14 protein-coding genes are annotated in these 15,129 nt (G+C 64.2%); 7 read left to right on the top strand and 7 right to left on the bottom strand.

Annotated features, from left to right (window positions below):
- Positions 1-37: 37 nt before the first annotated feature.
- Genes KO539_RS20845 through KO539_RS20835 form a run of 3 tightly spaced genes read right to left on the bottom strand, consistent with a single transcriptional unit; the run spans position 38 to position 3,606 of the window.
- Positions 38-1,576 carry a class I adenylate-forming enzyme family protein gene (locus KO539_RS20845; RefSeq protein WP_219311392.1) on the bottom strand — a complete coding sequence of 513 codons (1,539 nt, stop codon included), beginning with the start codon at positions 1,574-1,576 and terminating at the stop codon, positions 38-40.
- 11 nt (positions 1,577-1,587) lie between these two features.
- Positions 1,588-2,742, bottom strand: a complete 1,155-nt coding sequence (locus tag KO539_RS20840; RefSeq protein ID WP_176388302.1) for an acyl-CoA dehydrogenase family protein — start codon at positions 2,740-2,742, stop codon at positions 1,588-1,590.
- Positions 2,743-2,781: 39 nt separating this feature from the next.
- On the bottom strand, positions 2,782-3,606 hold the full coding sequence (locus tag KO539_RS20835; RefSeq protein ID WP_035817702.1) for an IclR family transcriptional regulator: 825 nt from the start codon (positions 3,604-3,606) through the stop codon (positions 2,782-2,784).
- Positions 3,607-3,900: 294 nt separating this feature from the next.
- Here KO539_RS20835 and KO539_RS20830 point away from each other — a divergent pair, with 294 nt between their 5' ends.
- Complete coding sequence (locus tag KO539_RS20830) at positions 3,901-5,871, top strand: TonB-dependent siderophore receptor (protein ID WP_219311390.1); 1,971 nt, start codon at positions 3,901-3,903, stop codon at positions 5,869-5,871.
- Between the two features lie 30 nt (positions 5,872-5,901).
- Positions 5,902-6,435 carry a molybdopterin-dependent oxidoreductase gene (locus KO539_RS20825; protein ID WP_219311389.1) on the top strand — a complete coding sequence of 178 codons (534 nt, stop codon included), beginning with the start codon at positions 5,902-5,904 and terminating at the stop codon, positions 6,433-6,435.
- 50 nt (positions 6,436-6,485) lie between these two features.
- Here the strand turns inward: KO539_RS20825 and KO539_RS20820 are convergent, their stop codons facing one another.
- Genes KO539_RS20820 through KO539_RS20810 form a run of 3 tightly spaced genes read right to left on the bottom strand, consistent with a single transcriptional unit; the run spans position 6,486 to position 9,347 of the window.
- Positions 6,486-7,415: an alpha/beta hydrolase gene (locus KO539_RS20820; protein WP_374106471.1), complete on the bottom strand. Its 930-nt coding sequence runs from the start codon at positions 7,413-7,415 to the stop codon at positions 6,486-6,488.
- Positions 7,412-8,272, bottom strand: a complete 861-nt coding sequence (locus tag KO539_RS20815; RefSeq protein ID WP_219311385.1) for an alpha/beta fold hydrolase — start codon at positions 8,270-8,272, stop codon at positions 7,412-7,414. The genes KO539_RS20820 and KO539_RS20815 overlap by 4 nt, the downstream gene beginning before the upstream one ends.
- A 13-nt stretch (positions 8,273-8,285) precedes the next feature.
- A complete protein-coding gene (locus tag KO539_RS20810) occupies positions 8,286-9,347 on the bottom strand; it encodes a sugar phosphate isomerase/epimerase (RefSeq protein ID WP_219311383.1) in 1,062 nt (353 codons plus the stop codon).
- Between the two features lie 140 nt (positions 9,348-9,487).
- Between KO539_RS20810 and KO539_RS20805 the strand changes: the two genes are divergently transcribed.
- On the top strand, positions 9,488-10,087 hold the full coding sequence (locus KO539_RS20805; protein WP_099402527.1) for a TetR/AcrR family transcriptional regulator: 600 nt from the start codon (positions 9,488-9,490) through the stop codon (positions 10,085-10,087).
- Positions 10,088-10,112: 25 nt separating this feature from the next.
- Here KO539_RS20805 and KO539_RS20800 read toward each other — a convergent pair whose 3' ends face one another.
- A complete protein-coding gene (locus tag KO539_RS20800; protein WP_034757354.1) occupies positions 10,113-10,484 on the bottom strand; it encodes a flagellar basal body protein in 372 nt (123 codons plus the stop codon).
- Between the two features lie 226 nt (positions 10,485-10,710).
- Between KO539_RS20800 and KO539_RS20795 the strand changes: the two genes are divergently transcribed.
- The 4 genes from KO539_RS20795 (at position 10,711) to KO539_RS20780 (ending at position 15,122) form a co-directional block, all read left to right on the top strand.
- Positions 10,711-11,841 carry a dienelactone hydrolase family protein gene (locus tag KO539_RS20795; RefSeq protein WP_257626386.1) on the top strand — a complete coding sequence of 377 codons (1,131 nt, stop codon included), beginning with the start codon at positions 10,711-10,713 and terminating at the stop codon, positions 11,839-11,841.
- Positions 11,842-11,952: 111 nt separating this feature from the next.
- Complete coding sequence (locus tag KO539_RS20790; protein ID WP_219311381.1) at positions 11,953-13,431, top strand: NYN domain-containing protein; 1,479 nt, start codon at positions 11,953-11,955, stop codon at positions 13,429-13,431.
- Positions 13,432-13,531: 100 nt separating this feature from the next.
- A complete protein-coding gene (locus tag KO539_RS20785; RefSeq protein WP_219311379.1) occupies positions 13,532-14,149 on the top strand; it encodes a hemolysin III family protein in 618 nt (205 codons plus the stop codon).
- A 91-nt stretch (positions 14,150-14,240) separates the two neighbouring features.
- Complete coding sequence (locus KO539_RS20780) at positions 14,241-15,122, top strand: LysR family transcriptional regulator (RefSeq protein WP_035817724.1); 882 nt, start codon at positions 14,241-14,243, stop codon at positions 15,120-15,122.
- The last annotated feature ends 7 nt before the right edge of the window (positions 15,123-15,129 follow it).

Raw genomic sequence — 15,129 nt, 5'->3', positions numbered from 1 at the left:
TTGGTTTTATTGTCGGGTCTGGTACTACATGGTCAACTTATCGTGCATTCTGCGCCATTTGCCGCAGCTGCCCCTTTAAAATTTTGCCCGTGGCGGCGGCCGGCAGCGCTTCCATGACGATGATGGCGGACGGGCATTTGTACGGCGACAGGGTCTGCGCCAGCCAGGCCTGCAATTGTGCCACGCTGGCGGGCTGGCGCGGATCCAGCTCCACATAGGCGATGACGTCCTCGTTGCCATCGTCCACAGTGCGTCCCACCACGGCCGACTGCACCACGGACGGGTGGGCGTTCAGGGCCGTTTCCACTTCCAGCGGATACACATTGAAGCCGGAGCGGATGATCAATTCCTTGGTGCGGCCCACGATGAACAGCGCGCCGTCCGGGTCCTGGCGCGCCATGTCGCCCGTATTGAGCCAGCCGCCGTCGCGCATGGTGGCCGCCGTCATGGCCGGTTCTCGGTAATAGCCGGCCATGATGTTCGGCCCGCGTATCCACAATTCTCCCGGCTCGCCTGGCGCCACGTCCGTGCCGGCCACGTCCACCACGCGCACTTCCACGCCCGGTATCGGCATGCCGACGGAATCGTCGCGGCGCGGCGTTTCCAGGCGCGTCTGGCTGATGGTGGGCGCGCTTTCCGTCATGCCGTAGCCATTGTGCAGCGCGGTGCCCAGCAGCTTTTCCACCTCGTGCTTGAGCGACGGCGCCAGCGGCGAGCCGCCCGCATACGCAAAGCGCAGCCGCGTCGGCAGAGGAGTCTCCGCGCCGCCCAGGGTTTGCAGCAGCTTGGCGTACATGGCGGGCACGCCCTGCACGATGGTCAGCTCGTCGTTCTTCAGCGCCGAGAGCAGGCCGTCGACGGAAAAACGCGGCACCAGGTACAGCGCGGCGCCCGCATACAAGGTGCCCAGGGCCACCGAGGCCAGGCCGTACACGTGCGAAATCGGCAGCACGCCGTAGGCGCGGTCGGTGCTGGTCAGGCCACGCAGGGTGCTGGAGACGGCGGCGATGAACAGCAGGTTGCGGTGCGTGAGCATCACGCCTTTGGACTGCCCCGTGGTGCCCGTCGTGTAGATCAGCGCGGCCACCTGTTCGTTGCCGGGAACCGTGTCTTCCGCGATGGCCAGCTCGTTCAATTCACCCGCCAGCAGCTCGCCCATGCCATCGACGGTGACGGGGCTGGCGCCGCGCCGCGCCGCATGCGCGGCCGCTTCCGGCGAGGCGCCGGCCAGGAACAGCACGCGCCGCGCGGAACTGTGCGTGGCGATGGTGTCGATCTCGCGGGCCGACAGCCGTGCATTGACGTTGACGATCCACGCATCGATGCTGGCGGCAGCGAAGATCAGCGCTACCTGCAGCGCGCCGTTTTCGCCCACCACCATCAGGCGGTCGCCTGCGCGCACGTCCAGCTGGCGCAGCAGCTGCGCTGCACTTTCCACACCGTGCTGCAGCTGCGCGTAGGTCCAGTGGTGGCCCCCTTCATGCAGCGCCGGCGCATCGGGCGCGCGCGCGGCCCAGTAGGCGGGGATGGCCGACAGGCGCGCCGGCAAGCCGGCCAGCAGGGAAGGGATGTCCATCGCGGCCTCCTTCACTTTTGCGCTGCCTTGATCATGTTGCGCGCGATGACGATTTGCTGGATCTGCGTCGTGCCTTCGTAGATGCGGAACAGGCGCACGTCGCGGTAGAAGCGCTCGGCCGCGTATTCGCTGATGTAGCCGGCGCCGCCGTGGATCTGCACGGAGCGGTCGGCCACCCTGCCGCACATTTCAGAGGCGAACAGCTTGCAGCACGACGCTTCCGTCGAAATGTCTTCCTTGTTGTCGCGCCGGCGCGCCGCGTCGAGCACCATGCTGCGCGCCGCGTAGATTTCCGCCTTGCTGTCGGCCAGCATGGCCTGGATCAGCTGGAATTCGGCAATCGGCTGGCCGAACTGCTGGCGCTCCATGGCGTAGGCCAGGGCGTCGGCCAGCATGCGTTCGGCTGCGCCCACGCAGACGGCGGCGATGTGCAGGCGTCCCTTGTCGAGCACCTTCATGGCCGTCTTGAAACCCACGCCTTCCTTGCCGCCGATGATGTTCGCGGCCGGCACGCGGCAATTTTCAAAGATGACGTCGCAGGTATGCGCGCCTTGCTGGCCCATCTTCTTGTCGATCTTGCCCAGTGAAAGGCCCGGCGTATCCTTTTCCACGATGAAGGCGGAAATCGCCGAGGCGCCGCGCTTGACGGGGTCCGTGCGCGCCATGACGGTAAAAATGCTGGCTTCGGGCGCGTTGGTGATGTAGCGCTTGCTGCCGTTGAGGATATAAAAATCGCCATCGCGCACGGCCGTCGTGCGTAGCGAGGCCGCATCCGACCCCGATCCCGCTTCCGTCAGGGCGAAGGAGCCGATGATGTCGCCGGCGGCCAGCTTGGGCAGGTAGTATTGTTTTTGCGCTTCCGTGCCGTCGATGACGATGCCTTGCGAGCCGATGCCATTGTTGGTGCCGATCAGCGAGCGGAAAGCGGGCGAAGTGCGGGCAATTTCAAACGCGACGCGCACTTCCTCTTCCATGCTCAGTTCCAGGCCGCCATAGGCTTCCGGAATCGACAGGCCGAACAGGCCCAGTTCGCGCATCTGCGCCACGATGGCGGGCGGGATCGTGTCCGTTTCCGCCACCAGCGCCTCGTTCGGCACCAGCACTTCGCGCACGAAACGGGCGATGCTGTCGAGCAGGATGTTCAGGGTTTCTTCGTCGCGTATCATCAGGGTCCTCGTAGGCGATGTTGAGAGGGGGCGCGCAGTCTAACCGCGGCCCAGGTTTTTTTCCACTGTCTTGACGAGGGCCACCAGGCGCGGTCCCAGGTCCGATTCGAGTTTTTCGCGCGACAGCAAAAAGGCGGGGCCGCCGCAATTGAAGGCCATCACCTGTTCGCCGTCCGCTCCCAGCATGGGCACGCCCACGGCATGCACGTCGTTCTGCCACTCGCCGGCCGAAATGCAAAAGCCCCGGTCCTGGTAATCCTTGAAACCTTGTTCGATACCGGCCTTGATACGGGGCCAGCGTTCCGTCTCATGCACCCTGGCGTGGTCCATCAGGTAGTCGCGTTCGGCCTGCGGCAGGATGCACAGCAGGGCCTTGCCCATGGCCGTCGTCATCAGGGGAATGCGCGAGCCGACGTCGAGGCGCAGGGTGACATTGGCGCTGCTGCGGCACGTTTCCACGTACACCATGCTGAGGCGGTCGCGCGTGCCCAGCGACACGGACGCTTGCGCATGTTCGGCCAGTTCCTCCATCAGCGGGCGCGCCATCTTGCGCACGTCGAGGTTCGACAGCATGCGGTAGCCGAGGGCCAGCACGCCGGCGCCCAGCTGGTATTTGCCCAGGCTGTCCGAATAATTGAGGTAGCCGAGTTTGGTGAGGGTGTAGGTGAGGCGAGAGATGGTCGGTTTCGGGATGCCCGTGCGCTTGGCCATGTCCGCGTTCGACAGATAGACTTCGCCGGGGCGGAAGCAGCGCAGCACTTCCAGCCCACGCGCCAGCGCGTTGACGAACTGGCGGTCCTTGCCTTCTTCGTCATCGCCAAAGACGATGAGTTCCGGATCTGCCGCGGTCTGAATATTTGTCATATTTGCATTCATTTTCAGGCTCCCTGGAAACCAGTTTGCCTAGCCAAAGGGGACGTGTCAACCGTTTTGTGAAACATTCGTTCGCACAGCGAAATGGTGCAGTGCATGAAATTGTGCATGAATTTTTCTTCGAAAATTGACCTGCGCAGCGGTTTATGGCCTTGTCGCTTGAGCATCGTTATATATGTCTGTATATTGCGCTGTTGGATGGCGGCCGCTGCACGAGTGACCGATTTTTATATTTTTTTGCATATCGCTATATAGGGCGATATATAACGAGAAAGAATAACGACGATGTTGAAACAGGTAATGGCAGGCGCCGTGATGCTGGCGCTGGCGCAGCAGGCCGCTGGCAAGGAAGACGCGGATGCGGCGCCATTCGTGCTGGGCACGGTGACGGTGATCGGCCAGCGCGAGCAGGCAGGGCAGATGGCACAGCAGGTGGGATCGCAAGTGAGCCGCGCCGAGATGCGCCGCTTTAACCGCGACAACGTGGGCGACGCCTTGAATCTGCTGTCGGGCGTATCGCTGTCGACGAATGCGCGCAACGAAAAAACCGTCGCCATCCGCGGCTTCGATGCGCGCCAGGTGCCGCTGTACATCGACGGCATACCCGTCTACGTGCCGTATGACGGCTACGTCGATTTCAACCGCTTCACGACGAGCGACCTGGCCGCCATCCAGGTGGCCAAGGGATTCAGTTCGGTGGCGTACGGCGCCAATACCCTTGGCGGCGCCATCAACCTGGTGTCGCGCAAGCCGACAGCTTTGACGGAAGGCGATGTTTCCGTGGGCTTCGGCTCGGGCAGCGAACGCCAGGTGTCGGCCAACGTGGGCACGAACCAGGGCCTGTGGTATCTGCAGGCGGGTGTGTCGTATATCGACAGCGACGGCTTTCCCCTGTCGTCCGATTTCTGCCCGACGGCCACGGAAGATGGCGGCATGCGTAACAACTCATATCGCAAGGATCACAAGCTGTCGTTCAAGGTGGGTTACACGCCTGTGGTTGGTGATGAGTATGCCCTCAGCTACTACAAGCAGCATGGCGAAAAAGGCCAGCCGCCATCGACGAATCCCGTCGGCGCGCGCTACTGGCAATGGCCGTACTGGAACAAGGAAAGCGTATATTTCGTTTCGCAGACGCGCCTGGGCGACGTGGAACGCCTGAAACTGCGCCTGTACCACGACAGCTACGACAATGAAATCACCTCCTATACGAACGGCAGCTACACGACTCTGAAAACCAGCGGCCAGGGTAGCGTGAGCGGTGGGCGCAGCATCTATAACGACCGCACGAACGGCGGCGCGGTGGAACTCGAATCGTTCCGCCTGGCCGCGCACAGCCTGCGTTTTGTGGCCAGCTACAAGGCCGATGAACACCAGGAACGCGATGGCAAAGGCGTGCGCACCACCTGGTACAAGGATGCCCTGTGGACCCTGGGCGCGGAAGACAGCATCGCCCTGAATGCGGCGACGGAACTGTCGCTGGGCGTATCGCGCAACGCACTGCGCCCCGACACCGTCTACAGCGCCGGCAACGCCTATACCTTGCCGGAGAATCAGTCGGCCACCGACTTGCAGGCGGGTCTGTTCCATCAATTGCATCCCGAGGCGAAGGTATATGCCACCGTGGCGCGCAAGTCGCGCCTGCCGACACTGAAGGACCGCTATTCGCAGCGCCTGGGCACGTATATCGAAAATCCGGCCTTGCGCGCGGAACAGGCGATCAACTATGAGCTGGGATATCAAGGAAACGTGCAGGGCGCCAGCCTGGAAGCGGCGCTGTTCTACAGCGATGTGAAGGACAAGATCCAGAGCGTGGCGAATGTCGTGGGCGTGCGTGCGCAGATGCGCAACGCGGGCAGGGCGCACATCAGCGGCGTGGAACTGGGCTTGCGCGGGCGCGCCGGCGCATGGCTGGACTGGGGCGGCAACTACACCTACACGGACATGCAGAACGTCAGCGACCGCGCCATGCGCCTGACCGATGTACCGCGCCACAAGCTGACGGCGCATGCCGTGCTGCACGCGGCGCGCCAGATCGACGTGGTGGCCATCGCGGAATCGAACAGCGGGCGCTGGGTGTCGAACACCCTGGAACTCGGTGGTTTTGCGACGCTGAACCTGAAGGCCGTGGTCCGCCCCTTGCCAGCCTTGACCCTGGAAGCGGGCGTGGCAAATATGGGCGACCGCAATTACGCGCTGGCCGACGGTTTCCCCAGCGCGGGCCGCACGTGGCTGGCCAATGCGCAATACCAGTTCTGATTTTTTGATCGTTCCATGAAAGGACACCGCATGTTGAAGAAAATATTCCTTGCTTTTGCTTCGGCCGCGCTGCTGGCGGCGCCCGCGTGGGCCGACCCGGCGCCGGCGCGCGAGCATATGAGCCACGCGCTGGCCGTGACGGGCAAGGTGGCAACGCCCTTGACCCTGAAGGTGGCGGACTTGCGCCAGCTGCCGCCGGCCAACGGCGGCGAACTGGCCGTCACGCGCCACAATGGCGACAAGGCCGAGACCATCACCAGTTACAAGGGCGTGCGCCTGCGCGACATCCTCGACAAGGCGGTGCTCGATGCACCGGGCCACAACGACGTCAAGAAGCTCGCCATCATCGCCACCGCCACCGATGGCTACGCGGTGGTGTTTTCCTGGGGCGAGCTGTATAACGCTCCGGCCGGCGAAGGCATCATCGTCTACTACGAAAAAAACGGCAAGGCGCTCGACGAGGGCGATGGCGAGATTGGCCTGATCTCGGCGAAGGATATCCGCACGGGCCCGCGCCATGTGAAATGGTTGAACGGTATCGAGGTGCGCAAGCTGGTGGAATAAGGAAGTGACAAGGTCGGCCGCCGTGGAGCCATCCCCGGCGGCCGATTTTCTTACCTTGCCAGTGCTTTTTTCATCGCCTGGCCCGCCACCTCGAACAATCCCCGCGCCGCTGGCGTCAAGCCCGGCATGTGCATAGCCGCATGGATCATGCCGTCGAGTTGCACGCACTCGGCCGCCACGCCGTCGTCGCGCAGCCGCCACGCATACGCCGCGCCTTCGTCATGCAGCGGGTCGTACTCGCATACCAGCACGGTCGCCGGCGGGAGGTCCTTTAGCGTACTTGCCCGCAGTGGCGCCGCGTAAGGCTGCATGCCGTCAGCCGGTTCATTCAGGTATGCCGACCAGCAAAAACGCATGGCCTCGCGGGTCAATGAAAAGCCTTCCGCATGGCGCTGGTAGGACGCGGTGTCGAAGGCAAAATCAAGCGCCGGGTACAGCAGCAGCTGGTGCGCCAGCGCGGGGCCGGCCTGGTCGCGCGCCATCAGGGCGGCCGCCGCCGCCAGGTTGCCCCCCGCGCTGTCGCCTCCCACGGCCAGCCGCCGCGCATCGATGCCCAGCGCCGCCGCATGCTCGGCGACCCAGCACAGCGCCCTGTAAAAGTCGGCTAGCGGCACGGGGAACTTGTGCTCGGGCGCCAGCCGGTAGTCGACGGAAAAGATCACGCAGCCGGTGGCGTTGGCCAGCGCGCGGCACGGGTTGTCGTACAGGTCCAGCGAGCACAGACACCATCCGCCCCCATGCGCGAAGACGATGGCCGGCAAGGGCTGGTTCGTGTCCGCGCCGGCCGGCACGTAGGCGCGCACGGCCAGCGCATGCTCGCCGGGCAGCACGTAATCCTTGATGGCCGCGACGTCTTCCAATGGCCCGTGCAACTGGCGCAAGCCCGTTTCCGTGGATGCGCGCAAGTCTGCCAGCGAGGCGGGCGGCGGCGCATCCCTTGTTTGTTCCAGCCAGGCGGCGATCAGCGGATCGAGACTCACACTGGTTCTCCCGCCAGGAACGGCAGCAAGTGGGCGATGAACGCTTCCGGCTGTTCTTCCATGATGAAGTGGCCGCATTCGGCGACGATGGCGCCTTTCAAATTGTCGGCCTTGCCCTGCATGGTCAGCAGGGGCGCGTCGTTGGTCGCATGGTCGGCGCCGATGGCCAGCACGGGCATGGCCAGGCTCTTGTTCGCGCGCTCCAGGTTTTGCTTGATGGTTTCGGGGATGGCGCGGTAGTAGGCGAAACCGGCGCGCAGGGCGCCCGGCGTGGCGTAGGCGTCCGCATACACGTCGACGGCCACCTTGTCGCGGCGGTACGACCAGCGGTCGAAGATGAAGCGGATGTACTCGCGCTCCTTGCCCGCCGTGAGCATTTCCGGCAAGTCCAGCACCTGATTGAACATGAAGTGCCACAGGAAGATGTTGTCCGACGGCGCGACAAAGATGGGCGGCGCCGGCGCCAGGCCGGGAATGACGGCTTCCGTCAGCGCCAGTTTCGTCACGGCTTGCGGGAAATCGCTGGCCAGCGCGTAGCCGACCCACATGCCGATGTCGTGGCCGACCACGTCGTACTGCGCGTGGCCCAGGGCCAGCATGGCGCGGTGCAGGGTAGTCGCCACGGCGCCCGTGTCGTAGCCGCCGGCCGGACGGTCGGAATGGCCGCTGCCGGGCGGGTCGATGGCGATCGCCTGATAGCCATTCGCGGCCAGCGCCGCCATCACGTGGCGCCACGCATACCAGGTTTGCGGCCAGCCGGGGATCAGCAGTACCGGTTTGCCGTTGCCGGTACCCGCGATGACGCAATGCAGGCGCTGGCCGTCGATGCGGACGTAGTCGTGAATGAAGTCGTTCATATGGTTTCCTTGATTAGTTGTGCTGGATGCCCAGCAATTGTTGGATCTGGTGCGCGCTGACGGGGGCGCCGGCGAAGTCGTCGAAGATCTTGTCCGTGACGGGAATGATGTGGGCATTGATGAAGGCCACGCCTTCGCGCGCGCCCGTTTCCTGGTCCTTCAGGCAGCACTCCCATTCCAGGGTGGCCCAGCCCGCGTAATCGTTCTGCGCCATCTTGGAAAAGATCGCCTTGAAGTCGACCTGGCCATCACCGAGCGAGCGGAAACGCCCGGCGCGGTTTTCCCACGACTGGTAACCGCCGTAAATGCCTTGCCGCCCCGTCGGATTGAACTCCGCATCCTTCACATGGAACATGCGGATGTGCTCCTTGTAGATGTCGATGAATTCCAGGTAGTTCAGCTGCTGCAGCACGAAGTGGCTGGGGTCGAACAGCATCTTGCAGCGCGGGTGGCGTCCCACGCGCTCGTAAAACATTTCGAAGCTGATGCCGTCATGCAGGTCTTCGCTGGGGTGGATTTCGTAGCACAGGTTGATGCCCTGTTCCTCGCACACGTCGAGGATGGGCAGCCAGCGGCGCGCCAGTTCGTCGAAGGCCGTCTCGATCAGGCCGGGCGGGCGCTGCGGGAACGGGAACAGGTAGGGCCAGGCGAACGAGCCGGAAAACGTGCCCATGTCGCTCAGGCCCAGGCGCTTCGAGGCCATGGCCGCCAGTTTTACCTGCTCGATGGCCCACGCCGTGCGCGCTTCCGGCTGGCCGTGCAGGTGTTCCGGCGCGAAGCTGTCGCACAGCGCGTCGTAGGCAGGGTGCACGGCCACCAGCTGGCCGAGGATGTGCGTCGTCAGTTCGCTGATGACGAGGCCATGGCCCGCCAGCATCGCGACAAGATCGTCGCAATATTGCTGGCTGCGCGCGGCCTGCGTCACGTCGAACAGGCGCGCATCCCAGGCGGGAATCTGCAGGGCCTTGAAGCCCATGCCGGCCGCCCACTCGGCGATGGCAGGCAGGGTGTTGAAGGGCGCCGTGTCGGCGGCGAATTGGGCCAGGTGCAGGCTTGGTCCTTGGATGGTTTTCATATCGGCTCCTATTGTTTGTCGATCGACAAAGAATAGGCGAAATTTTCTGTTCGGTCAAGGCGGTCATGCAAAATAAATCGCGAATGCGCGGTGGGCGCCAGGCGTTATACTGGCCGCCAGTTCGTAAGCAGAGGATGAAAATGGCAGGAAGACCGAGGGAATTTGACCGCGCGCTGGCGCTGGCAAAAGCGCGCGATGCGTTCTGGACGCGCGGCTACGAGGGCGTGTCGATGGCCGACCTGGTGGCGGCGCTGGGCATCGCCTCGGCGCGCATCTATGCGGCGTTCGGCTCGAAGGAGCAGCTGTTCCGCGAAGCCGTGGAATTGTATGAAACGGGCGAAGGCGCGTTTGCCGTGCACGCGCTGGCCGCCAGCCTGAATGTGCGCGACGCGGTGGCGCGCATGCTGGAAGAAGCCGTGCTGCTGTACACGCGCAGCGGCCAGCCGCAAGGCTGCATGGTGGTCACGGCCGCCACGAACACGAGCGCGGACAACGCGGGCATCGCCGACTGGCTGGCGCAGCACCGCCGCGCGCGCACGCAAGCCGTCATCGAGCGTTTGCGCGCGGCACAGCTGGCGGGGGAATTGAAAGGGGAGGCGGACGTGCAGGCGCTGGGCGACTATTATGCGGCCTTGCTGCATGGCCTGTCGGTGCAGGCGCGCGATGGCATTCCGGCCGAACGGCTGCTGGCGCTGATTCAACCGGCGCTGGCGCCGTTGGCGCTGGAAATGAAAAATTAAACTATCTTGTCGATAGTCGCCGTGCTTAAGTTTTGACGTCGATCAGGCTGCCCAGGGCCTGGTCGGCCGCCTTGACGACATTTGCCGACAAATTAAAACCGGCCTTGTAGACGAGGTTATCCGTCAGTTCCGATGCGAGTCCTACGCCGTTCGGCCGGCTTTCGGCCGCCTTGGCCGCATTCGCGTTGGCGCCGCTGACGCTTTCGCTGGCCGCCAGCTTGCGCCCTTCGACGGAGAGGGTGACGCCCGTGCCGGCCGGGCTGGCTTCCTGGAACTGGGCTTGCTGCGGCTGGAAGCCCGGCGTATTCGCATTGGCGATATTGTTGGCGGCCACATCCAGCGCGCGCTGGTTGGCGGTCAGCCCCGAGGTGCCGGTGGTGAGGGCGGATATGGACATGGCAACTCCTTCAGTAGGCATCCAGTTTACTCCTGCCATCGGGAAAAGTGTGGTGGTGCAAGGCAACAATTTTTCCCACAGGTGGTTGCCGCAAAAAATATGTGCGTCACGTAATTTTTTTATATTGTTCTGTGGCATTTCACTGTCTAGACTGGCAGGGAAGTCATCCACGGAGTCCGCCATTTTTCACCTGCTTCGCCCTCTTTTCCCGGGTTTGCTGCTCAGTTTGCTTTGCCTGCCCCTGAAAGCCCAGCTTGTTCCCACGCCGTTGCCGCTTGATGCGCGCCTGAATGAGCAAGTCATCATGCTGCCGGCCGGCGACGGCTTGCACGAGACGCTGGAAACGACGGTGTTCCGTCCCGCCGGCCCCGGCCCGTTTCCCCTGCTGCTGATGAATCATGGCAAGCAGGCTGGTCCGGCAAGGCTGCAGCAGCGCGAGCGCTTTATCTATATGGCCACGGAATTCGTGCGCCGCGGCTATGCCGTGATGTTGCCCATGCGCGCCGGCTTTGCCCGTTCCACGGGCGCCTACCGCGATGTCGGCTGCGACATGCTGGGCAACGCGCAAGGCCAGGCGCGCGACATGCTGGCCGCGCTGGCGTACGCGCGCCGCCAGAGCTGGGTCGACCCGCAGCGCATCGTCGTCGCGGGCCAGTCGTATGGCGGCATGGCGGCGCTGGCGCTGGCCACCCGGGTGGTGCCCGGCGTGCGCGGCGTGCTCAATTTTTCCGGCGGGCTGCGCGTCGACATGCCCGGCTGCGACTGGCAAGCGGCGCTGGCCAAGTCCTTTGCCACGATGGGCGCTTACAACCACATTCCCAGCCTGTGGCTGTATGGCGCCAACGACTCGTATTTCGGGCCGGCCCTGGCGCGGCGCCTGTTTCGCTCGTTTACGGGGTCCGGCGGGCAGGCGCAACTGGTCGCCTATGGCCCGTTCAAGCGCGACGCCCACCTGACCCTGGGCAGCCGCGATGGCGTGGCCGTGTGGCTGCCCGCCACCGAGCGCTTCCTGCAGAAAATCGGCATGCCGGTGCGCCAGGTCTACCGCGTGGCCGATGCGCCATCGCCGCCGGCCACGCATTTCGCGCCGCAGGACGATATCGCCGCCGTGCCTTACCTGGAAGAGCAGGGCCGCGCCGCCTACCGCGACTTCCTCGAGAAAACGGCGCCGCGCGCCTTTGCCCTGTCGGCCAGCGGCGCCTGGGGCTGGGCCGAGGAGGGAGAAAGCCCCGACGTGCGCGCGCTCGCTTCGTGCCAGCGCCGCAGCAGCCTGCCGTGCCAGCTGTATTCGGTCGATGAAAGCGTCGTTTGGCCCGTTGCCGGCGCCAGCGCGAGCGCCGCCGGCGGTGCGCAATAGGCTGCCGCGCACGATAGTTGTCGCCGAAACGGGGGATGGGCGAATATACTAGGCGAAAAGGGAGGCGTTGCGCTTCCCGTCCGCCCTTATCATCAGCGAGAATTCACCCTTATGGCGTCATCCCCAGAAAACCTCAGCATGGCCGTGTTTTGCGACTTCGAGAACGTCGCGCTCGGCGTGCGAGATGCAAATTACGAAAAATTCGATATCAAGCCCATCCTCGAACGCTTGCTGCTCAAGGGCAGCATCGTTGTCAAGAAGGCATATTGCGACTGGGACCGTTATAAAAGTTTCAAGGGCACCATGCATGAGGCGAACTTCGAACTGATCGAAATTCCCCACGTGCGCCAGTCCGGCAAGAATTCGGCCGACATCCGCCTCGTGGTCGATGCGCTGGACTTGTGCTACACCAAGGCCCACGTCAACACCTTCGTCATCATCAGCGGCGATTCCGACTTTTCGCCGCTCGTGTCGAAACTGCGCGAAAACGCCAAGCAGGTGATCGGCGTGGGCGTCAAGCAGTCGACCTCCGACCTGCTGGTGGCCAATTGCGACGAATTCATTTTCTACGATGACCTGGTGCGCGAAAGCCGCCGCACGGCCGCCAAGCGCGATGCGCGCGAAACTCCGGCGGCCAAGCGTTCGCCCGACGAAGAAGTGCGCCGCAAGGAAAAATACGAGTCGCGCAAGACGGAAGCGATCGAGATGGCCGTGGCCACTTTCGATGCGCTGGTGTCCGAACGTGGCGACAGCGGCAAGATCTGGGCCTCGATGCTGAAAGAAGCGATCAAGCGCCGCAAGCCCGACTTCAGCGAGTCGTACTATGGTTTCCGCACCTTCGGCAACCTGCTGGAAGAAGCGCAGACGCGCGGCTTGCTGGAATTTGGCCGCGATGAAAAATCGGGCGCCTACGTCTACCGCAGCAGCGGCCTGGTGCCTGTTGCCGCGCCCGTAAATGGCGAAGTCGCCAGCGTAGCCATCGTGGCTGGCGAGACCGGCATGGCGGCGGAAGAGGGCAATCAGCGCGATGGCGGCAGCCGCCGCGATTCGCGCCGCAATGGCCGTGGCGGCCGCAAGCAGAACGAGCAGCGCCGCGGTGAGTCCGCGCCACAGGCTTTCGTGCCGGTGGCCGACGCGGAAACAGACGTCGTCGAGCCGTATGCGCCGGCGCCGCAGCCGGAGGTACAGCACGAGGTAGCCGAGGTTGTGGAAGTAATGGCAGAAGAAGGCAACGCCAAGCGCGGTTCGCGCCGCAATGGCCGCGGCGGCCGCAAGAATGGCGATGGCGCCCGCGAAGCGCGCGCCGAAGTTGTCGAAGTCGAGGTGGCGCCAGTGGTGGAAGCCATGCCTGAACCTGTACCTGAGCCGGTAGTGGAAGCGAAGCCAAAGGCCAAGCCGCGCACGCCGGCCCGCAAGGCGGCAGCGGCGAAGAAGCCGGCCAAGAAGGCGGTCGATGTCGTGGTGGAAGCTGCACCTGTGATTGAGCCTGCGCCGGTGGAAGTGGCTGTCGTGGCCGAAGACAAGCCGGTCAAGGCGCCGCGCAAGACCCCGGCGCGCCGCCCTGCACGCAAGAAGGCGGAAGCGGCTTGATTGACCGCTCACAGCGGAAGGCTGGGGTCGGACGGGGACGCCGAGTCCCGGCGGGTCTGACCCCGGAATTTTGCTGCGTCTCGATACGCTCGGCTTAAGCATGTACCACGGCGAACGCTTCAACAGCATTTCCCATGTGGTGGGCGCCGCGCTGGCGGCCATCGGCGGCGTCATCCTGATCGTCGTGGCGGCCCGCACGGGCGATCCGTGGAAAATCGTCAGCTGCAGCGTGTATGCGGCCATGCTGCTGACCTTGTATCTGACGTCCACCCTGTACCACAGCGTGCGCGGCAAGGCCAAGGCCGTGCTGCAGCGGCTCGACCACTGCGCCATCTACCTGCTCATCGCGGGAACCTACACACCGTTCATGCTGGTGACCCTGCGCGGGCCGTGGGGCTGGTCGCTGTTCGGCGTTGTCTGGGGCCTGGCCCTGTTTGGCATCGTGCAGGAATATGTGTACGCGAAAGGCGCGCGCATATTGTCGCTGGTGATATACGTGGCCATGGGCTGGCTGATCGTCATCGGCATCAAGCCGCTCTTGGCGGCGCTCGAGTGGAACGGCTTCCTGTGGCTGGTGGCGGGCGGACTGTGCTACACGGGCGGCATCGCTTTCTATGCCACCGACCACAAACTGCGCCATGGCCACGGCATCTGGCACCTGTTCGTGCTGGCCGGCAGTAGCTGCCATTTTATCGCCATTTTGTTCTACGTTGCCTGACGTTGGCTGCCGCCTTCACTGTTGCCTTGATTCTATTATAATGGCGCGATATGTGAAAGTAGCGCAACAATGCGGCAACAATAAGGCAACAATGGATATCAATTCGGACGACCTGAAAATCTTCGTCACCGTCATCGACAGCGGCACCCTGAGCGCGGCCGCCGTGCACCTGGGGCAAACCACCTCGGGCGTCAGCCGGGCCCTGTCGCGCCTGGAAGACAAGCTGGCCACCTCGCTCTTGACGCGCACCACGCGTCGCATGGAGCTGACGGAAGAGGGGCAGCTGTTCCTCGACAAGGCGCGCGCCATTCTCGCGTCGATGGAAGACGTGGAGGAATCGATCCGCATCCGCCGCCAGAAACCGGCCGGGCGCCTGTCCGTCGACGCCGCCTCGCCCTTCATGCTCCATTGCGTGGTGCCGCACGTGGCGGAATTTCGCGCCATGTACCCGGACATCCGCCTGGAACTGACCAGCAACGACCAGATCGCCGACCTGCTCGAGCACCGCACCGACATCGCCATCCGCATCGGCGCCCTGGTCGATTCGACCCTGCATGCGCGCCCGCTCAGTGCCAGTCCGCTGCACGTGCTGGCAACGCCCGCCTACCTGGCGCGCCACGGCGAACCGGCCACGCCGGAAGCGCTGTCCGGCCATGCGCTGCTGGGCTTTGCGCAATATGAACTGGGGAATAACTGGCCGCTGCGCCACGAAGCGGGCAACAGCCTGCAGATCGTGCCCGCGCTGGCCGCGTCCAGCGGCGAAACCCTGCGCCAGCTGGCCCTGCACGACCAGGGCATCGTCTGCCTGTCCGACTTCATGACGAAGGACGACATCGCCGCCGGCCGCCTGGTGCAGGTGCTGCAGCCGTTCTATACGGGCTACCGGCAGCAGATCCACGCCGTCTACTACCGCAATACGCAGCTGGCGCAGCGCATCAGCTGCTTCCTCGAATTCCTGCAGCAGAAGCTGTAAGGCCGGG

This window comes from Janthinobacterium sp. NKUCC06_STL (assembly GCF_019345455.1).
In the GTDB taxonomy this organism is placed as follows: domain Bacteria; phylum Pseudomonadota; class Gammaproteobacteria; order Burkholderiales; family Burkholderiaceae_D; genus Janthinobacterium; species Janthinobacterium rivuli.
This window is presented reverse-complemented; position numbering and strand designations above follow the sequence as displayed.

Excerpts from the sequence above, each read along its gene's own strand:
- KO539_RS20845 (WP_219311392.1), bottom strand. The coding sequence starts at position 1,576 with ATGGACATCCCTTCCCTGCTGGCCGGCTTGCCGGCGCGCCTGTCGGCC.
- KO539_RS20840 (WP_176388302.1), bottom strand. The coding sequence starts at position 2,742 with ATGATACGCGACGAAGAAACCCTGAACATCCTGCTCGACAGCATCGCC.
- KO539_RS20835 (WP_035817702.1), bottom strand. The coding sequence starts at position 3,606 with ATGACAAATATTCAGACCGCGGCAGATCCGGAACTCATCGTCTTTGGC.
- KO539_RS20830 (WP_219311390.1), top strand. The coding sequence starts at position 3,901 with ATGTTGAAACAGGTAATGGCAGGCGCCGTGATGCTGGCGCTGGCGCAG.
- KO539_RS20825 (WP_219311389.1), top strand. The coding sequence starts at position 5,902 with ATGTTGAAGAAAATATTCCTTGCTTTTGCTTCGGCCGCGCTGCTGGCG.
- KO539_RS20815 (WP_219311385.1), bottom strand. The coding sequence starts at position 8,272 with ATGAACGACTTCATTCACGACTACGTCCGCATCGACGGCCAGCGCCTG.
- KO539_RS20810 (WP_219311383.1), bottom strand. The coding sequence starts at position 9,347 with ATGAAAACCATCCAAGGACCAAGCCTGCACCTGGCCCAATTCGCCGCC.
- KO539_RS20805 (WP_099402527.1), top strand. The coding sequence starts at position 9,488 with ATGGCAGGAAGACCGAGGGAATTTGACCGCGCGCTGGCGCTGGCAAAA.
- KO539_RS20800 (WP_034757354.1), bottom strand. The coding sequence starts at position 10,484 with ATGTCCATATCCGCCCTCACCACCGGCACCTCGGGGCTGACCGCCAAC.
- KO539_RS20790 (WP_219311381.1), top strand. The coding sequence starts at position 11,953 with ATGGCGTCATCCCCAGAAAACCTCAGCATGGCCGTGTTTTGCGACTTC.
- KO539_RS20785 (WP_219311379.1), top strand. The coding sequence starts at position 13,532 with ATGTACCACGGCGAACGCTTCAACAGCATTTCCCATGTGGTGGGCGCC.
- KO539_RS20780 (WP_035817724.1), top strand. The coding sequence starts at position 14,241 with ATGGATATCAATTCGGACGACCTGAAAATCTTCGTCACCGTCATCGAC.